The organism is Micromonospora sp. NPDC005291 (genome assembly GCF_040607415.1).
Taxonomy (GTDB): Bacteria; Actinomycetota; Actinomycetes; order Mycobacteriales; family Micromonosporaceae; genus Micromonospora.
The window spans coordinates 60,018-76,044 of the sequence record NZ_JBEXGR010000011.1; the positions used below are offsets into that span (position 1 = coordinate 60,018).

Below are 16,027 nucleotides of genomic sequence, written 5' to 3' on the forward strand. Positions count from 1 at the left end.
TCCTCCACCGGCGGCGGGGTGTAACACGCCACGACGAGAATGGCCGCTGTGGTCAAGTACCGCGGCGACGTCAAAGATGTGCACGTGATCACTGACCGATCGTCCTCCGACGCCTCGCCACCCGACGCTGAGCGGCTCCGGCTCGCCCAGGCCGACTCGGGGGAGCAGGATTGGCGCGCATGGGGTCCCTATCTGTCCGAACGGGCGTGGGGGACGGTACGGGAGGATTACAGCGAGCACGGTACGGCCTGGGACTACTTCCCGCATGACCACGCGCGGTCCAGAGCCTACCGGTGGAATGAAGACGGGATGGCGGGCGTCTGCGACGAACGACAGACCTTCGCCTTCGCTCTCGCGCTGTGGAACGGCGAGGATCCGATCCTCAAGGAGCGGATGTTCGGCCTCGGCGGCGACAGCGGCAACCACGGCGAGGACGTCAAGGAGTACTGGTGGTACGAGGACTCCACACCCACCCACTCCTGGATGCGCTGGCGCTACCACTACCCGCAGGCCGCGTTCCCATATGACGAACTCGTCGCGGTGAACGCGCTGCGCGGCCGGGACGACACCGAGTACGAGCTGGTGGACACCGGGATCTTCGACGACGACCGGTACTGGGCGGTGACCGTCGACTATGCCAAGGCGTCCCCGACCGACCTCTGCATGGTGGTGACCGTCGCCAACCGGGGCGACCGGGCGGCGACCCTGCACGTGCTGCCCACCCTGTGGTTCCGCAACACCTGGGCCTGGGGCCTGCCCGGCGGCGATCGGATCCCCCGGCTGACCGGTCAGGGCACCCGGCTCGTCGGCGAGCACCGGGTGCTCGGCCAACTGTTGCTGGAGGGCGACGGCGGCCCGGTCCCACTGCTCTGTGACAACGACACCAACGCCGAACGGCTCTGGGGCCTGCCCGGCCGCTCGGAGTACCCGAAGGACGGCATCAACGACCACGTGGTCAACGGCGCGGCCACGGTCAACCCGGCGCGGGAGGGCACCAAGGGCGCGCTGCACTACGTGCTCGACGTGCCGGCCGGCGGGCAGCGTCAGATCCGGCTGCGGCTGACCCGCACCGCGTCGCCACCGGCCGCCGCGCCGCCGCCCCCGGCCGACCTCAGCGACGGCTTCGAGGCCGTGGTGTGGGCGCGGCGGGCCGAGGCGAACCGGTTCTTCGCCGACGTGATCCCGCAGGCCGCCACCCCGGACGAGGCGCTGGTGGCCCGGCAGGCCATCGCCGGGCTGATGTGGGGCAAGCAGTTCTACCACTTCGACGTCAAGCGCTGGCTCGACGGCGACCCGGGCTCGACGCCACCGCCGGCCGGGCGCCGGCACGGGCGCAACAGCGCCTGGTGGCACATGACCAGCTTCGACGTCATCTCCATGCCCGACCCCTGGGAATATCCCTGGTACGCGGCCTGGGACCTCGCTTTCCACTGCGTGAGCATCGCCCGGGTCGACCCGGGCTTCGCCAAGGAGCAACTGCTGCTCCTGCTTCGCGAGTGGTACCTGCACCCCAACGGGCAGATCCCGGCGTACGAGTGGGCGTTCGGTGATGTGAACCCGCCGGTGCACGCGTGGGCGGCGCTGAAGGTGTTCGAGATCGACGGCGGCCGGGACTACGAGTTCCTGGCCCGGGTGATGCACAAGCTGCTGCTCAACTTCACCTGGTGGGTCAACCGCAAGGACACCGGCGGCAACAACGTCTTCGAGGGCGGCTTCCTCGGGCTGGACAACGTCGGGCCGTTCGACCGCTCGGCGGCGCTGCCGGTGGCCGGGGTGCTGGAGCAGTCCGACGGCACCGGCTGGATGGCCATGTACGCGCTGAACATGCTGGACATGGCGATTGTGCTGGCCGAACACGACCGGACCTGGGTGGACACCGCCACCAAGTTCTTCGAGCACTTCGCGTACATCGCCGCCGCCGCGTACGAGCAGGGGTTGTGGGACGACGAGGACGCCTTCTTCTACGACGTGCTGCGGTTGGCCGACGGCACGAAGGTGCCGCTGAAGGTCCGTTCCGTCGTCGGGCTGCTGCCGTTGGCCGCCACCACCCGGCTCACCGCGAAGACCCTGCACCGGTTGCCCGAGTTGGGCGCCCGGTTGCGGTGGTTCCTCACCAACCGCCCGGAGTACGCCGAGGTGATCGGCACCCGCCGGCTGGGCCCGGACGGCCGGCAGCAGCGGCTGCTGTCCATGGTCGGCCCGGAGCAGGTGGTCCGGCTGCTCGCCCGGATGCTCGACCCCGACGAGTTCCTCTCCGACTTCGGCCTGCGGACGCTGTCCCGCGCGCATCTGGACAAGCCGTTCTCGGTCACGCTCGGCGGGCAGGAGTTCTGCGTCGGCTACGAGCCGGCCGAGTCGACCAGTGGGCTGTTCGGCGGCAACTCGAACTGGCGCGGCCCGATCTGGATGCCGACGAACTTCCTGCTGATCAGCGCGCTTCGCGACTACGCGGCGTTCTTCGGCGACGACCTCCAGGTGGAGTACCCGACCCGCTCCGGGGTGAAGCGCACACTGGACGAGATCGCCGACGACCTGTCCGCCCGGCTGATCTCACTGTTCACGCAGGACGACTGGGGTCGGCGGCCGATCTACGGGGCGGCGCGCCTGTTCCAGACCCACCCGGACTGGCGGGACCTGATCGCCTTCCCCGAGTATTTCCACGGCGACAACGGGGCCGGCCTGGGCGCCTGGCACCAGACCGGCTGGACCGCCCTGGTCGCCGACCTGATTCTCACCCTGCGCCGCTGAGCCCGCCGCCGGAGGCGGCTGCCGCGTCCAGGCCCTCGCCGGTGGCGGCGGGGAGGCGGGTGGCCCCACCTCGGGCGGGCCATGCCTTTCGCGTACTCGAACACTCCTGTGAGGGCACGGTCTACATGCTGCGAAGGCGGGCGATCGTGTCTTTGACGTGTTCCTGTAGAAGTTCGTCGGCCCAGACGAGGTCATCGGCGAAGCTGCCCACACCGGAACGCTCGTCGCGGCCGAGAAGTTCTTCCAGGGCGGGGATCGTCTCGACCGCTCGCAGTTCCAGGATGATCGCGAGGGCCAGTCGACCACCGTAGTCGGTGATTCCGCGGCTGAGCGGCTCAGCCAGATCGGCTGTCGGCACGCCAAGTCGGGCGAGGGCTCGGGCGGCGGACAGCCTGCTCCACCGGTCGTCCAGACGATCGCGCAGGTGTGGTTGCAGGTGGACGACCGCTGCCGGGGACGCGTGCGCGAGGTCGGCGATGAAGTCCGCAGCATGACGCGCGGGCGTGTCTCCGCCGACGAGCACCGCTTCCACCGTCGGCAGCACGCCTTCCGGTCCGGCCACGGCCGTGACCACCCGAGCCGCCAGGACTTGTTTGTCCCGCTGGGGACGAACTCGGTTGGCCTTACCAGTCAGATGCGCCGCCGCGACGGACATCAGCGGTGCCAGAGCGTCGCCGAGTTCGTCGATGACCGGCATAGATGCCGATGGTGGCCGCGCGTCTCCCGCCAGGATTGCGCGCAGGGCGTCGAGCACCACGTCGGTGTCCCTCGTCAGCCGCCAGACGGCCAGGGCCGCTTGCAGGTCTCCCGTCTCCAACGCCCGAGTTCGCCAGTACGGGACAGCGGCGTGATCGTCGTGCCCCAGCCTGAGCAGCGTCTCAGCGATCTGCGGAGCGGCGTGTGGCATGGCGGCGAGCAGGTCCGGCACGAGGGCGGCGGCGTCCGTACCCCAGTGCCCGACCATCCCGGCCAGCACCTCGGCGCATGCCTGATGGGTGCGCAGCCGGCTCTGAACCGCGGCCAGGACCTCCGGTGTGAAGCGGACCGCGCCAGGCATGAATCGGAACCGGTGACCTTGGGCGGCCGCCGCGCACACCGGCTCGACCCAACGCGGATCACCGAGCCGCTGCAAAGTCTCGATCGACCGGTACTCGACGGTGAATCCCTGCTCTCCGGCCGTGTCGGGGAAGCGGCCGGCAACATCGGCCACCGCGTCGGCGAACTGCCTCGCTGCCGCACCTGCCTGGCGCAACACGTCCATCACGCTGCCGCGCACGCCGGGATCCGGATCGTTGAGCAACGGTCCCACCAGCGGCACGAACATCGACGGCGCAGAGCGCCGGGCGTCGCAGCGCGCGGTCAAGGCCCAGAGCCCAGCCTTGTGGGTGCTCGGATTGCCGGACCGCAGCATGTGTTCGACGACCGTCACCGCCAACGGGATGGACGGCACGACCACGATCTCCTCCGACCACTCACCTCCGCGAGCCCAGGCCCAGGTGAGGGCCGCGCCGTCGTCGATCGCGGCCACCAGGGCGGGGATCGTGCCCGCCGGCCAGTCCAGGCCCGCGCGGAGTAACGCCACCGCGGCGGCCACCCTGACCTGCGGGTCACCATGCAGGGCAGCGTCACCCAGCACCGTCTCGGCGGCAGCGGAATCCACCTCGCCCAACGCGAGAGCCAGCGTCGCCCGCGCCGCCGGATGGTCCTCCACCGCCCACCGCCGCCACAACGGGTCGGCGGTCACACCCGCCTTCGCCGTGGCATAGGCCGCGGCCTCGCGGACCTCAGGGTCGGCGTCATCCAGCAGGGCCACCAGGGGCTCCAGCTGGCGGGTAACCGCTGCCCGCACCTGCCCGGAATCGGCACCGTCGGCATGCCGGTCGTCGGCCAGCATGCCGAGCATCCAGACGAAGCCGTCGCGGCGGTGCGGGGCATCTGCGGCAAGCTCCGCGAGAAAGGGCACCGCTGCCACAGTGGCCGGGTAGACCGTGCCCTGATGGAAGACGCTGCCGTGCAGCTCGGAAATGGCCGCCGAAGCTATCTCGCTGTCCTCGGAGCCTGCCTGCCGGAGCAGCCCCGGCGTATCGTGCGCGCTGCCATACGCATGTGACAGCTCACCCCAGGCAACCGCATCAAGACCATCAAGCACGCGGCGCAGCCTACGTGCCGCTATCCGAAGCGGTCAGCGAGCTTCGTCAGCTTCGTGACGTACGCCGGCCAGTCGTAGTCGTCGGAAATGTTGGTGTTGTCGCGCCGAAGGCCGATCGCCGTGTCGTGCTGCTCGCGCATGATGTCGGCGTGACCGGCGTGACGAGCGAGGTCGCAGGTCACGTGGATGATGATCCTGTGCAGCGTCACGGCCTGTCCACCCGGCCGCCACCACGACACCTGCCCGGGCGCGTCGAGTGGTAGCTGGTGGATCGTCTGGTCTGCGAACTCCCCGACCCGGCGATACAGGTCGATCAGCCCGTCCTTCGTCTCGTCCTCCCGCGCGTACCAGTCGGCCTGCGGGTCGTCCTCGAACGCGTGCATGGGGACCAGTTCCTCAGGCGTCGGGAACTCGCGCCCGAACGTGGGACCGAAGTAGCTGGCTTCGACATTGAGGCAGTGCTTGAGGACTCCCAGCAGGTTGTTGCCGGTCGCGGTGCGGGGCAGTCTGGCTTCGCGTTCGCTCAGCCCGTCGAGCTTCCAGATCAGGTCTTCGCGAGTCTCCTGAAGGTAGTGGTGCAGCGCGGCCTTCGCATCGCTCAAGTCAGCCATGCCCGCCAGTTTTCCCTATCCGTCGCACCTCGCGCACCGCAGAGGTCACGGATCGCTGCCGCTATCCGGCGGCCGGGGGCACGCCAATGAACGGCCCGTCCAGCCGTTGCTCAGACGGTGTTCCCGAGCGGCGAAGGGTTGAGCCTGGCGAAGCCTTCCTGCCGCTGGTAAGGAAAGTACGGGTAGGGCGCGGTACGGGTGCTGGCTGCGTCGAGACGGGCTGTCTGTTCGGGTGTGAGTGACCAGCCGACAGCGCCGATGTTCTGCCGCAGTTGTGCCTCGTCGCGGGCGCCGATGATGACGGTGGCTACCGTGGGTCGTCGTAGTAGCCAGTTGACCGCGATTTGCGGCACTGCTCGGCCGGTCTCGCGGGACAGGTCCCTGAGGACGTCGACAACGTCGAACAGTTGCTCGTCGTCGACCGGCGGGCCGTAGGCGGCGGTGGCGTGCAGGCGGCTCGTGGGGGGTGGCGGCGTCTCGCGGCTGATCTTGCCGGTGAGTCGTCCCCAGCCGAGTGGGCTCCACACCACGGCCCCGACGCCTTGGTCGAGGCCCAGGGGCAGCAGTTCCCACTCGTAGTCCCGACCAACGAGTGAGTAGTAGACCTGGTGTGCCACGTACCGGCGGCGGTGGTCCCGGTCGGCTGCGGCGAGGGACTTCATGAGCTGCCAGCCGGCGAAGTTGGAGACGCCGAGATAGCGGATCTTCCCGTCCCGTACCAGGTCGTCCAGTGTCGCTACGACCTCTTCGACGGGTGTTGCGGCGTCGAAGGCATGTAGCTGAAACAGGTCGATGTAGTCGGTGCCGAGTCGGCGAAGGGCCGCCTCGACCGATCGGATGAGCCGCGCGCGTGAGGTTCCCGCGTCGTTGGGTCCGTCGCCGGTCGGCAGGCCACTCTTGGTCGAGATGAGGACGGCGTCGCGTCGGCCTTTGATCGCCTGTCCCAGCACCTCCTCGGACGCGCCGTCGGAGTACACGTCCGCAGTGTCGAACATGCTTATCCCGGCGTCCAGACAGATGTCCACGAGGCGTCTCGCCTCGCGGGCGTCCGTGTTGCCCCAGGCGCCGAAGAGCGGTCCGGAGCCGCCGAAGGTGCCGGCGCCGAAGCTGAGGGCGGGCACGGTGAGTCCGGATGCGCCGAGTCGTCGGTACTCCGGGTCCGCGCCGCCGTGCTCCGCGCTGCCGGTGACGCACTCGTCGAGCACGGCTTCGACCGACTCGACCTCGCCGACGTGGCGCGCCGCGCCGAGGTGGGCAAGACAACGGTCTACCGCCGCTGGGGTACGGCCGCAGCCCTCGTCGCCGACCTGCTGACGGACATGGCGGAGCAGTCGCTGCCGCGAGCCGACACTGGATCGCTGATCGGGGACCTGCGCGCCAATGCCCGGCTCGTGCAGCGCACCCTGGTCGACTCGCGTCAGGGTGCACTGTTCCGGGCAGTCATCGTCGCCGCGACCTGCGACCCCCGTGCCGCCGAGGCTCTCCACCGCTTCTACGCCGTCCGGATCGCCGAGTGGGTCCCCTGTGTGGAGCAGGCGGTGCGGCGGGGGGAACTGCCCTCCGGGACGGACGCGGCCGAGGTCGTCCGTGCCGTCTCGGCACCGCTCTACTACCGCCTGCTCGTCAGCGGAGACCCCATCGACAGGGCCGCGGCGGACCGGGCCGCCGAAGCGGCAGCGGTAGCCGCCCGCGCCGGCGTCTACACGCCGACCAACAGTTCCAACTGACGACACCGTCCATCCGGGTCTGCCGCCGACCGTGCCCATGGTGGACGGCACCCCCGACGCGCCCCGAACGCCTGAGCCGCCCGATCACGACCGGACGCCGCCGCGCCGGCCGGCTACGGCGTCCAGTCGCGCCGGAGCAGACCGTAGATCACCATGTCTACGAAGCCGTCGCCGTCGTACTCGCGCTCCCGCTGGGTGCCTTCGTGCGTGAAGCCGCACGTCTCCGCGGTCCGCCGCATGGCCGCGTTGCTGGCCAGCGTCTCCAATTCCAGACGGCGAAGGTTGCGGTTGCGGAAGCCGTACCGGCAGAGCAGCCGGATAACCTCGGTCCCGTACCCCTGGCCACGCGCCTCGGGTAGCAGCGAGATGCCGAGGTGGGCGTACTGGTTGAAGGCGTTGATCCCCCACAGCACGCTGGCACCGAGGAAAGTGCCGTCGGCCACGGTTTCGGCCAGCAGTGACACCGAGGTCTGGCCGTCGGGCGGCTCGGTGACCTGTTTCTCCAGCCGGGCTCGGACTTGGCCGACGTGGCGCGGCACGAACGGCTCGCCGTCTGTGATCAGGTGCAACTCGGGATCGCCGTACAGGCGGAACATGTTCGGCGCGTCGTCGGGCGTGGGCGGGCGCAGTCGGACCCGGTCGGTGGCGAACATGCCGCGACGCTAACAGCCGGTGTGGAGACCCACGACCGGGTTAAACCGGGGTGGGGTAACGCCCTGCACCGTTGCGATGCAGTCGCTGGGTCTCGCGCCCGTACGCCGACCCGCGGAGCGCGGCGTAGCGGGTCGGCGGAAAAACTTCTGGCAGGGTGTCGATCGGGCCGACGGCCATTCGACGCGTAGGTGAGAAGGCACCCTGACATGAGGAGACAGCGATGCGATTCATGGTGATCACCAAGGCCACCGCGGAGAGCGAAGCCGGCGTGCTGCCCGCTACCGAAGACTTTGACACGATGGGCAAGTTCATCGAGGAGTTGGTCGACGCCGGCGCGCTACTGGACGCCGGCGGCCTCCAGTCCAGCGCCAAGGGCGTCCGGATCTTCTTCGACGGTGACAAGAAGACCGTGGTGGACGGGCCGTTCACCGAGACCAAGGAGCTCATCGCCGGCTACTACCTGGTCGAGATGAAGTCGCTCGAGGAGTGCGTCGAGTGGTTCAAGCGCTGCCCGATCCAGTCAGCGGGCGTGGGGGCGCCGACCAACATCGAGATCCGGCGGGTCTTCCACGCCGATGACTTCGGCGAGAGCTTCACGGCCGAGCAGCAGGAGGCTGTGGAGAAGCGGCGCGTGAAGGTCGCCGGGAAGAACTGATCAGCACAGCCTGGGTGACGCGGGTTCGGCGCACGAGTGAACCGGTCCGCGCGGCATGAGCACTGTTGCGTCCGAACGCGCAGTGGGGTAGACGGAGGCTGTGGCCACTGACACCCACCGTGCGATCGAGGCTGCCTGGCGGATCGAGGCGCCCCGGCTCATCGCCGGACTGACCAGGCTCGTCCGCGACGTCGGCGTGGCCGAGGAGCTGGCGCAGGACGCGCTGGTCGCGGCTCTGGAGCAGTGGCCGGTGGAGGGCGTGCCGCGCAATCCGGGCGCGTGGCTGATGACCACCGCGAAGCGTCGGGCCATCGACCAGATCCGGCGCAACGAGACCTTCAAGCGCAAGGTCGAGGAGGTCGGCCGGGAACTCGAGGAAACGACCCCGGACATCGGCGCGATGGTCGCTGAGGACGACGGCATCGGCGACGACCTGCTGCGGCTGGTATTCGTGGCCTGCCACCCCGTGCTGTCCACGGAGGCGCGCGCCGCGCTGACCCTGCGGCTGCTCGGTGGCCTGACCACCGACGAGATCGCCCGGGCCTTCCTGGTGCCGGAACCGACCATGGCGCAACGGATCGTGCGGGCCAAGAAGACCCTGGCGAACGCCCAGGTGCCGTTCGAGGTGCCGCAGGGCGACGAGCTGGCCGCCCGGCTCTCCTCGGTGCTCGAAGTCGTCTACCTGATCTTCAACGAGGGCTACTCGGCCACCACCGGCGACGAGTGGATGCGGCCGACGCTGTGCGAGGAGGCCCTGCGGCTGGGCCGGATCCTGGCCCGGCTGGCTCCGCGCGAGCCCGAGGTGCACGGCCTGGTGGCGCTGATGGAGATCCAGGCTTCCCGGGCGGCTGCCCGCACCGGCCCAGGCGGCGAGCCGATCCTGCTGGCTGACCAGAACCGGGCCCGCTGGGATCAACTGCTGATCCGCCGCGGCGTGGCCGCGCTGGAACGGGCCGAGGCCCTGATCGATGGCAAGCCCGGCCCGTACGTGCTGCAGGCGGCCATCACCGCCTGCCACGCCCGGGCCCGCCGCTTCGAGGACACCGACTGGGAGCGCATCGCCGGGCTCTACGAGCATCTGGCCGAGGCGATGCCGTCCCCGGTGGTCGAGCTGAACCGCGCGGTCGCGCTGGCCATGGCGTACGGGCCGGAGACCGGGCTGGCGCTGCTGGACCAGCTGATGGCCTTCCCGGTCATGCAGAACTACCACCTGCTGCCCAGCGTGCGCGGCGACTTCCTGGCCAAGCTGGCCCGACATGCCGAGGCACGGGTGGAGTTCGAGCGGGCGGCGTCGCTGACCCGCAACGAGCGGGAGCGGACCCTGCTGCTGGACCGCGCCGCCGCCTGCGATCAGCCGGTGTGAACGGATCATTCCTGAACGGCCCCCGAGGTTCGGCCAGCGCTCCAGTCGCTACGCCGTCGAGGGCGCCTACGACATCACCGATGACAACATCATGATGCGCAGCGGCTCGGAGTCCGGCGGCATCGCGTGGGACGGGGTCGCTCAGGTCCAGCTCGGGCCGGGCCAACGCCCGATCAACCGCGTTACGGCGCCGTTGCATGGCGCGAATGAGCGCAGTCCGGGATATCCTTGCCGCATATGGCTACCTATCGCAGCGCCTCAGTGCTTCTCTCCTCGGACGGCACCCGGACCCCCGGCACCGCCGCTCTCTTCGCCGAGCCCGCCCGAAAGGGTGGGACTCAGCCGTGGGCAGGCGATTTCCGACCTGCCAACAGCGCCGGCAATGGCCCCAAGAACGCGGTCGGGAAGACCTTTACGTTGGAGCTGCCCGACGGCAGCACCGGCAAGGTCGTAGTCCAGGGCCTCAAGAGCGGTAAGGGAGGCGTCGTGCTGGCGTTGATGGGCGAGGACGCGCCCCCCTTCTGATCAGGAAACTGATCGCCGCCGACTGGAGACGGTCGGTATGCGACTCCGCCGATGTCAATGCGCTCGGATAGCTGCCGGGCGCATTGACTCACCATGGCTGGGCGTCGACTTACCGCAGCGCCGCTGCGAGGTCTGCGGCGGTTCCGAACGACGGCGCTGCCCGTACGGTCTCGTCCGCGCTCAGCACGACACGTGCGGCGCGGTCCAGCATCTCCGTTGCCGTCTCCTGGTCCTGGAGCACCATCGCCAGTTCGGCACGGTAGACGAGGACCTCCACCTGTGCGACCGGGTCGTCGTCGGCTTGCGGGCGGGCCAGCGCGCTGTCGATGATCCGGACGGCCTGCTGGGCATCGCCCCTTGAATCGCTCTGCACGACGGCGTTTGCCAGCGCTTTGGCCAGCCGCCCGGCAGGCATCGTCGTCGGCGTGCTCGTCCTGGCGGCATTCTGAAAGACGCGGATCCAGTTGCCGCCCGGATCGATGACGCTGAACCCGCCCAATCCGTCGGAGTTCTTTCGCGCCCTGGGCCGGGTCATCCGCGGCATCCCGGACACCAGTACCTTGCCGTAGGCGGCACGCATGCCCCCAGCAAATGCCCGGTGCAGTTCCTCAATGTCCGTCGTCAGTACGACGCAGGAGCCGTAGGACTGCTCCGGGTCGAACCCGGCGATCTCGAAGAAGTGCAGATGCAGGTCTTCACGTTGCAACGCCACGTACGGGTTGGGTTTGCGCTGCTTAACGGTGGTATGGAATCCGAGAACCTCGTAGAAGGCGACGATGTCGTCGATGGAGGCGCAGGGCAGCAGGGGAACGGTCACCTCGTTGGTCATGGCTCCTTCCTAGGCGTCGAGGGGTACCCGTCGCACATGGAAATAGCCGATCGCCGCCCTCAGCCGTCCGATCGGCCGATGCAGTCGGTGGCCTGACAGCTTGGTGCCGAGGTGCGTTTCAGGTTCCAGGTCAGCGGCGGCCGGCGGCCAGGGTGACGAGGTACTGTCCGCCGCCTGAGTCGACGCTTGCGGTCACCGGCAGTCCGGGCGTCAGCCGGGAGAACCGGTCGACCAGCCAGTCCGCCGCCTCCTGGGCGTCCTTCTTGCTCGGACAGCGGGCGACCAGCTCGCGGCCACCCTTGCGTTCGAGTCGCTCGGCGACCGTGATCAGCGGTGCGGGCTCCACGACGTGCAGACGGTCCGGCCAGGCGATGACCACCTTGACCGCGCCCTTGCGGGTGTTGCAGGCACGGTGCGCGAGTCGTTCGGCGACCTTGGCCTTCTTGTCGGCGGTGCGGCTGTCGACGCTGGGTCCACGCGGGTCGTTCACCGACATGTCGGCGTCGACCGGCTCGTCGCACACCCAGCATCGCCAACTGTCACGCCTCGCGACGTCATCGAGGAGACTCATCCGAGCAAACTAGCCTGTCAGCTCCCGCCGACGGTCATCCCACGGCGTCAAGCAATGGGTCGGCGTGGACGCAGGCCGTTGAGGGCTGTGGCGACGACGCGGTCGGCGTACTCGGCGGTGAGCGGCCCACTGCGGTGCAGCCATCGGTTGAGCAGGGGGCCCCAGATCATCTCCACGGCCACGTCGAGGTCGAGGTCCTCGGCGAGCTGCCCGGCCTGCTGAGCGCTGCGCAGCCGTTGCCGCTTGGCTTCCTTCAGCGGCCCATCCAGCCGTTCGGCGTAGACGGCGGCCAGCTCGGGGTCGTGCGCGATCTCGGTGGCCAGCGCGCGCATCGGCTGGTCGTACCGGGGATCGTTGAACTCCTCGATCGTGGCGCGTAGCACCGCGGTCAGGTCGGCTTCCAGGTCGCCGGTGTCGGGCAGCACCGGAGGCTCGCCCTCGCTGGCGCTGAGGAGGAGGAAGGCGTCGAAGATGATCGCGCCCTTGGATGGCCACCAGCGGTAGATGGTCTGTTTGCCCACACCGGCGCGCGCGGCGATGCCCTCGATGCTGAGTTTGGCGTACCCGACCTCTTGGAGCAGCTCGAACGCCGCAGTGAGGATGGCCTGGCGCGAGGCCTCTTTCCGACGGGCCGCGTTTGGCGTGGCTCTGCGCTGCGTCGTCATGTGCCGAAGGTATCAGAAACAAGACGGACCGTCTCGTCTTGACTTGCGTACCGGTGCGGACCTACCTTCATCGCAGTAGCGAGACGGACCGTCTCGTCTCTAGACAAGGGATGGCGATCGACTATGCGCACCTCATCCGGCACCGCACCGCGTACCTGGTTCATCACCGGCGCCAGTCGCGGTCTGGGCCGCGCGTTCACCGTCGCCGCGCTCGAACGCGGTGATCGGGTGGTCGCCGCCGCCCGGACCATCGCCCGGGACGACTTCGACGAGCGCCACGGTGACAGGCTGCTCGCCCTGACGCTCGACGTGACCGACCGTCCGGCGGTCTTCGCCGCCGTGGCCGCCGCAGTCGAACACTTCGGCCAGCTCGACATCGTCGTCAACAACGCCGGCACCCTGTCCATGGGCATGATCGAAGAGTTCACCGAGGCGGAGGCGCGGGCCCAGTTCGAGGTCAATGTCTTCGGCGCGCTCTGGGTCGGCCAGGCCGTGCTGCCGCACCTGCGCGCCCGACGGGCCGGCCACATCGTGCAGATCTCCAGCATCGCCGCACTCGGCGGCTTCCCGAGCACGGGGATGTACAGCGCGAGCAAGTTCGCGCTCGAAGGTATGAGCGAGGCTCTGGCGATGGAGGCGGCGACCTTCGGCATCAAGGTCAGCATCGTGCAGCCCGGCGGCTACTGGACCGACCTGTACACCAGCACGACCTCCACCACCCCGATGGAGGCCTATGGTCCACTGCGTGCCGAGTTGGAGCGGCAGTGGGCCGAAGGCTCGATCGACAGTGATCCCCGCCTGGCCGCCGAGGCGCTGCTGAAACTGGTCGACGCCGACGACCCGCCGTTGCGGCTCCTGCTCGGCAGCATGGTGTACGACCTGGCGTTCGACATCTCCCGCCGGCGAATGGACACCTGGGCGGGCTGGGAGCAGGTCAGCCGAACCGCCGAGCATGCCGTCCCGGCTCCCGGTGACCCGCACTGACGCCTGCCGGTCGAAGGGCCCAGCGTCCGTAGAGGACGACGAAGGCAAGGAGCCCAGCTCCTTGCCTTCTTCAACATATATCGCAACGGGGGGCTTGCGGCAAGACCCGGGTCGTGGCGCAGAATCTCCAGCCAAAGCCAGAACCTGCTGAAATCAGCGATTCGCGAGCTGCATGCGCTTTGTCGACAATGGGGGGTTTCATGATCGACGTGATCATCGTTGGCGGTGGGCCGACCGGCATGATGCTGGCCAGCGAGTTGCGGCTGCACGGAGTGCACGCACTCGTGCTGGAGAAGGAAGCCGAGCGAACCCGGCAGTCCGGCGCGCTCGGGCTGCACGTACGCAGCATCGAGGTGATGGACCAGCGCGGTCTGCTGGACCGGTTCCTCGCGCTCGGCCAGCAGCACCCGGTCGGCGGGTTCGCCGGCATCGCCAAGCCGTTGTCGGGTCCGCTGGACACCGCACACCCGTACATCCTCGGCATCCTGCAGAGCGTCACCGACCGCCTGCTGGCCGAGCACGCCGCCGAACTCGGGGCCGAGATCCGGTACGGCTGCGAACTGGTCGCGTTGAGCCAGGACGACCAGGGGGTGACCGCCGAGCTGGCTGACGGTACGCAGCTGCGTGCGCGCTACCTCGTCGGCTGCGACGGCGGCCGCAGCACGGTACGCAAGCTGCTCGGCGTCGGCTTCCCCGGCGAGCCCGCCAGAGCCGAGTGGCTGCTGGGCGAAATGGAGGTCGGTGTGTCGCCGGAGGCGCTGGCCGCCGGGGTGGCAGAAGTCCGCAAGACCCAGGTCGGTTTCGGCGCGGGACCCGTGGGGGACGGGGTGTACCGCGTCGTCGTGCCCGCGGCGGGGGTAGCCGAGGACCGCGCGGCCCCGCCGACCATCGAGGAGCTCAGCCAACGGCTGCGGGTGTTCGCCGGCACCGACTTCGGCGTGCACTCACCGCGCTGGCTGTCCCGCTTCGGTGACGCAACCCGGCTGGCCGAGCGCTACCGGGTCGACCGCGCGCTGCTGGCCGGCGACGCGGCACACATCCACCCACCGCTGGGCGGGCAGGGCCTCAACCTCGGCATCCAGGACGCGTTCAACCTCGGCTGGAAACTGGCCGCCGAGATCAACGGCTGGGCGCCGGAGGGGCTGCTGGACAGCTACCACGTCGAACGCCGCCCGGTGGCCGCCGCCGTGCTGGACAACACGCGCGTACAGAGCGAGCTGATGTCCACCGAGCCGGGCCCTCAGGCGGTGCGTCGGCTGATGTCGGAGCTGATGGACTTCGAGGACGTCAACCGGCACCTGGTCGAGAAGATCACCGCGATCGGGGTCCGCTACGACTTCGGCGAGGGACATGAACTTCTCGGCCGGCGGTTGCGCGACGTGGGGCTGAAGCGGGGGCGACTCTACGATCTGATGCACGGCGGCCGGGGACTGCTCCTCGACCAGACCGGCCGGCTCTCGGTTACGGGCTGGGCAGACCGGGTCGACCACGTCGTCGACGTCAGCGAGGAACTGGATCTGCCCGCCGTGCTGCTGCGGCCGGACGGCCACGTGGCGTGGGTCGGTGATGATCAGCAGGATCTGCTCGACCAACTGCCCAGGTGGTTCGGCGCTGCCGTCAGCTGAGCGTGCAGTTGTGACTCGTCCGGGTGCTCGCCCCGTCGTGCGTGATCGTGCTCGATCCACGATGTAGTGGTATCCCCGGCGTTGGGAAGCCACTACATCCAGGATCGAGCACGATCATCAGGTCGCGGGCACGGTCAGCCGCATGGCCTGGGAGGACCGCGGCGTCGAATGGGCACGGCGCAGTCACCAATCCGTCACCGCGCCACTACGGCCAGTGCCTTCCACTTAGGCTCGTGGGCGTGTCCGCACCTACCGAAGGCGCCACCGAAGAGGACCGCCGTGACTTCATCGTCACGGTCGCTCGGGAGTTGGCCGAGGCCGAGGGCTGGACGGGGGTGAGCACCCGGCGGCTGGCCGAGCGGGCCGAGGTCGACGTCGGCGACCTCTACCAGCACTTCGCTGATCAGGAGGCGCTGCTCGCCGCGGTCGCGGTGTGCGCCTTCGCCGACCTGGCCGCCGACCTGGCCGAGGCTCACGCGGAGGCCACCGAGAGCGCGCAGGCCACCGAGAGCGCGCACGCCACCGAAGGTACGGAGGCCACCGAAGGTGCGGAGACCACCGAAGGTGCGGGACGGGCGTGGCCGGCGGTGGTGAACGCGTACCTCGACTTCGCGTACGCGAATCCCGAGGTCTACGACGCGATGCTCGCGCTGACCCCCGACCTCGCTCTCGGCGTGGACGGGGTGCCGGCCGCGCCCCGGGCCGTCTTCGCCGAGCTGCGGGCGGCCCTGACCCCACTGGCCGGGGGGCGTGACCCGGACGTCATGGCCGAAGTGGGCTGGAGTCTGCTGCACGGCGTGGTGATGCTCACCAGGGGTGGTCGGCTGCGCCCCGAGGCGCAGGAGGAACGGGAGACGATGATCGCGGACCGGTTGCTGCGGTGGCCCTGACCGGCGGGCGGAAAGTCGTTGGGTCCGCCGC

15 protein-coding genes and 1 pseudogene are annotated in these 16,027 nt (G+C 69.4%); 9 read left to right on the forward strand and 7 right to left on the reverse strand.

Annotation, left to right across the window (positions count from 1 at the left end; all coding sequences use genetic code 11):
• The first annotated feature begins 39 nt into the window (after positions 1-39).
• Positions 40-2,748, forward strand: coding sequence for a glucosidase (locus ABZT18_RS16865; RefSeq protein ID WP_354992481.1), 2,709 nt, complete (start codon positions 40-42; stop codon positions 2,746-2,748).
• A 121-nt stretch (positions 2,749-2,869) separates the two neighbouring features.
• On the opposite strand, the gene ABZT18_RS16870 is transcribed toward ABZT18_RS16865, so the two are convergent.
• From ABZT18_RS16870 to ABZT18_RS16880, 3 genes are all read right to left on the reverse strand, one after another.
• Positions 2,870-4,897, reverse strand: a complete 2,028-nt coding sequence (locus ABZT18_RS16870; protein ID WP_355251687.1) for a hypothetical protein — start codon at positions 4,895-4,897, stop codon at positions 2,870-2,872.
• Between the two features lie 20 nt (positions 4,898-4,917).
• The gene (locus tag ABZT18_RS16875) at positions 4,918-5,508 is read right to left on the reverse strand and encodes a DinB family protein (protein WP_354992479.1); all 591 of its coding nucleotides are present in this window, start codon (positions 5,506-5,508) and stop codon (positions 4,918-4,920) included.
• 110 nt (positions 5,509-5,618) lie between these two features.
• Positions 5,619-6,713 carry an aldo/keto reductase gene (locus ABZT18_RS16880; RefSeq protein WP_355251690.1) on the reverse strand — a complete coding sequence of 365 codons (1,095 nt, stop codon included), beginning with the start codon at positions 6,711-6,713 and terminating at the stop codon, positions 5,619-5,621.
• Between ABZT18_RS16880 and ABZT18_RS16885 the strand changes: the two genes are divergently transcribed.
• On the forward strand, positions 6,678-7,235 hold the full coding sequence (locus ABZT18_RS16885) for a TetR/AcrR family transcriptional regulator (RefSeq protein WP_355251693.1): 558 nt from the start codon (positions 6,678-6,680) through the stop codon (positions 7,233-7,235). The two genes, ABZT18_RS16880 and ABZT18_RS16885, sit on opposite strands and share 36 nt — an antisense overlap.
• 113 nt (positions 7,236-7,348) lie before the next feature.
• On the opposite strand, the gene ABZT18_RS16890 is transcribed toward ABZT18_RS16885, so the two are convergent.
• Entirely contained in the window at positions 7,349-7,888 is a 540-nt protein-coding gene (locus tag ABZT18_RS16890; RefSeq protein ID WP_355251696.1) for a GNAT family protein, read from the reverse strand.
• Between the two features lie 221 nt (positions 7,889-8,109).
• On the opposite strand from ABZT18_RS16890, the gene ABZT18_RS16895 reads away from it, so the two are divergent.
• The 4 genes and pseudogenes from ABZT18_RS16895 to ABZT18_RS16910 all read left to right on the forward strand — a co-directional run bounded on the left by ABZT18_RS16895 (position 8,110) and on the right by ABZT18_RS16910 (position 10,432).
• Positions 8,110-8,544 (forward strand): YciI family protein, encoded by a 435-nt coding sequence (locus tag ABZT18_RS16895; RefSeq protein WP_354992475.1) that lies wholly within the window; start codon positions 8,110-8,112, stop codon positions 8,542-8,544.
• Between the two features lie 100 nt (positions 8,545-8,644).
• Positions 8,645-9,907, forward strand: coding sequence for an RNA polymerase sigma factor (locus ABZT18_RS16900; RefSeq protein WP_354992474.1), 1,263 nt, complete (start codon positions 8,645-8,647; stop codon positions 9,905-9,907).
• A gap of 34 nt (positions 9,908-9,941) precedes the next feature.
• Positions 9,942-10,110 (forward strand): annotated as a pseudogene (locus ABZT18_RS16905) (YcxB family protein); the annotation flags it as partial.
• A gap of 34 nt (positions 10,111-10,144) precedes the next feature.
• Complete coding sequence (locus ABZT18_RS16910) at positions 10,145-10,432, forward strand: hypothetical protein (RefSeq protein WP_354992473.1); 288 nt, start codon at positions 10,145-10,147, stop codon at positions 10,430-10,432.
• Between the two features lie 109 nt (positions 10,433-10,541).
• Here ABZT18_RS16910 and ABZT18_RS16915 read toward each other — a convergent pair whose 3' ends face one another.
• From ABZT18_RS16915 to ABZT18_RS16925, 3 genes are all read right to left on the reverse strand, one after another.
• Positions 10,542-11,261, reverse strand: coding sequence for a VOC family protein (locus tag ABZT18_RS16915; RefSeq protein ID WP_355251699.1), 720 nt, complete (start codon positions 11,259-11,261; stop codon positions 10,542-10,544).
• A gap of 130 nt (positions 11,262-11,391) precedes the next feature.
• On the reverse strand, positions 11,392-11,832 hold the full coding sequence (locus ABZT18_RS16920) for a hypothetical protein (protein ID WP_354992471.1): 441 nt from the start codon (positions 11,830-11,832) through the stop codon (positions 11,392-11,394).
• A gap of 47 nt (positions 11,833-11,879) precedes the next feature.
• A complete protein-coding gene (locus tag ABZT18_RS16925) occupies positions 11,880-12,497 on the reverse strand; it encodes a TetR/AcrR family transcriptional regulator (protein WP_354992470.1) in 618 nt (205 codons plus the stop codon).
• 123 nt (positions 12,498-12,620) lie between these two features.
• Here ABZT18_RS16925 and ABZT18_RS16930 point away from each other — a divergent pair, with 123 nt between their 5' ends.
• From ABZT18_RS16930 to ABZT18_RS16940, 3 genes are all read left to right on the forward strand, one after another.
• Positions 12,621-13,481 (forward strand): SDR family oxidoreductase, encoded by an 861-nt coding sequence (locus ABZT18_RS16930; RefSeq protein ID WP_355251702.1) that lies wholly within the window; start codon positions 12,621-12,623, stop codon positions 13,479-13,481.
• A 200-nt stretch (positions 13,482-13,681) separates the two neighbouring features.
• Positions 13,682-15,106: a rifampin monooxygenase gene (rox, locus tag ABZT18_RS16935; RefSeq protein WP_355251705.1), complete on the forward strand. Its 1,425-nt coding sequence runs from the start codon at positions 13,682-13,684 to the stop codon at positions 15,104-15,106.
• Between the two features lie 239 nt (positions 15,107-15,345).
• Positions 15,346-15,996: a WHG domain-containing protein gene (locus ABZT18_RS16940; RefSeq protein ID WP_355251708.1), complete on the forward strand. Its 651-nt coding sequence runs from the start codon at positions 15,346-15,348 to the stop codon at positions 15,994-15,996.
• Positions 15,997-16,027 lie beyond the last annotated feature (31 nt).

Bases quoted from the DNA above. Each gene is read 5' to 3' on its own strand.
- ABZT18_RS16930 (WP_355251702.1), top strand. From the start codon at position 12,621: ATGCGCACCTCATCCGGCACCGCACCGCGTACCTGGTTCATCACCGGC.
- ABZT18_RS16920 (WP_354992471.1), bottom strand. From the start codon at position 11,832: ATGAGTCTCCTCGATGACGTCGCGAGGCGTGACAGTTGGCGATGCTGG.
- ABZT18_RS16915 (WP_355251699.1), bottom strand. From the start codon at position 11,261: ATGACCAACGAGGTGACCGTTCCCCTGCTGCCCTGCGCCTCCATCGAC.
- ABZT18_RS16910 (WP_354992473.1), top strand. From the start codon at position 10,145: ATGGCTACCTATCGCAGCGCCTCAGTGCTTCTCTCCTCGGACGGCACC.
- ABZT18_RS16875 (WP_354992479.1), bottom strand. From the start codon at position 5,508: ATGGCTGACTTGAGCGATGCGAAGGCCGCGCTGCACCACTACCTTCAG.
- rox (WP_355251705.1), top strand. From the start codon at position 13,682: ATGATCGACGTGATCATCGTTGGCGGTGGGCCGACCGGCATGATGCTG.
- ABZT18_RS16895 (WP_354992475.1), top strand. From the start codon at position 8,110: ATGCGATTCATGGTGATCACCAAGGCCACCGCGGAGAGCGAAGCCGGC.
- ABZT18_RS16925 (WP_354992470.1), bottom strand. From the start codon at position 12,497: ATGACGACGCAGCGCAGAGCCACGCCAAACGCGGCCCGTCGGAAAGAG.
- ABZT18_RS16865 (WP_354992481.1), top strand. From the start codon at position 40: ATGGCCGCTGTGGTCAAGTACCGCGGCGACGTCAAAGATGTGCACGTG.
- ABZT18_RS16890 (WP_355251696.1), bottom strand. From the start codon at position 7,888: ATGTTCGCCACCGACCGGGTCCGACTGCGCCCGCCCACGCCCGACGAC.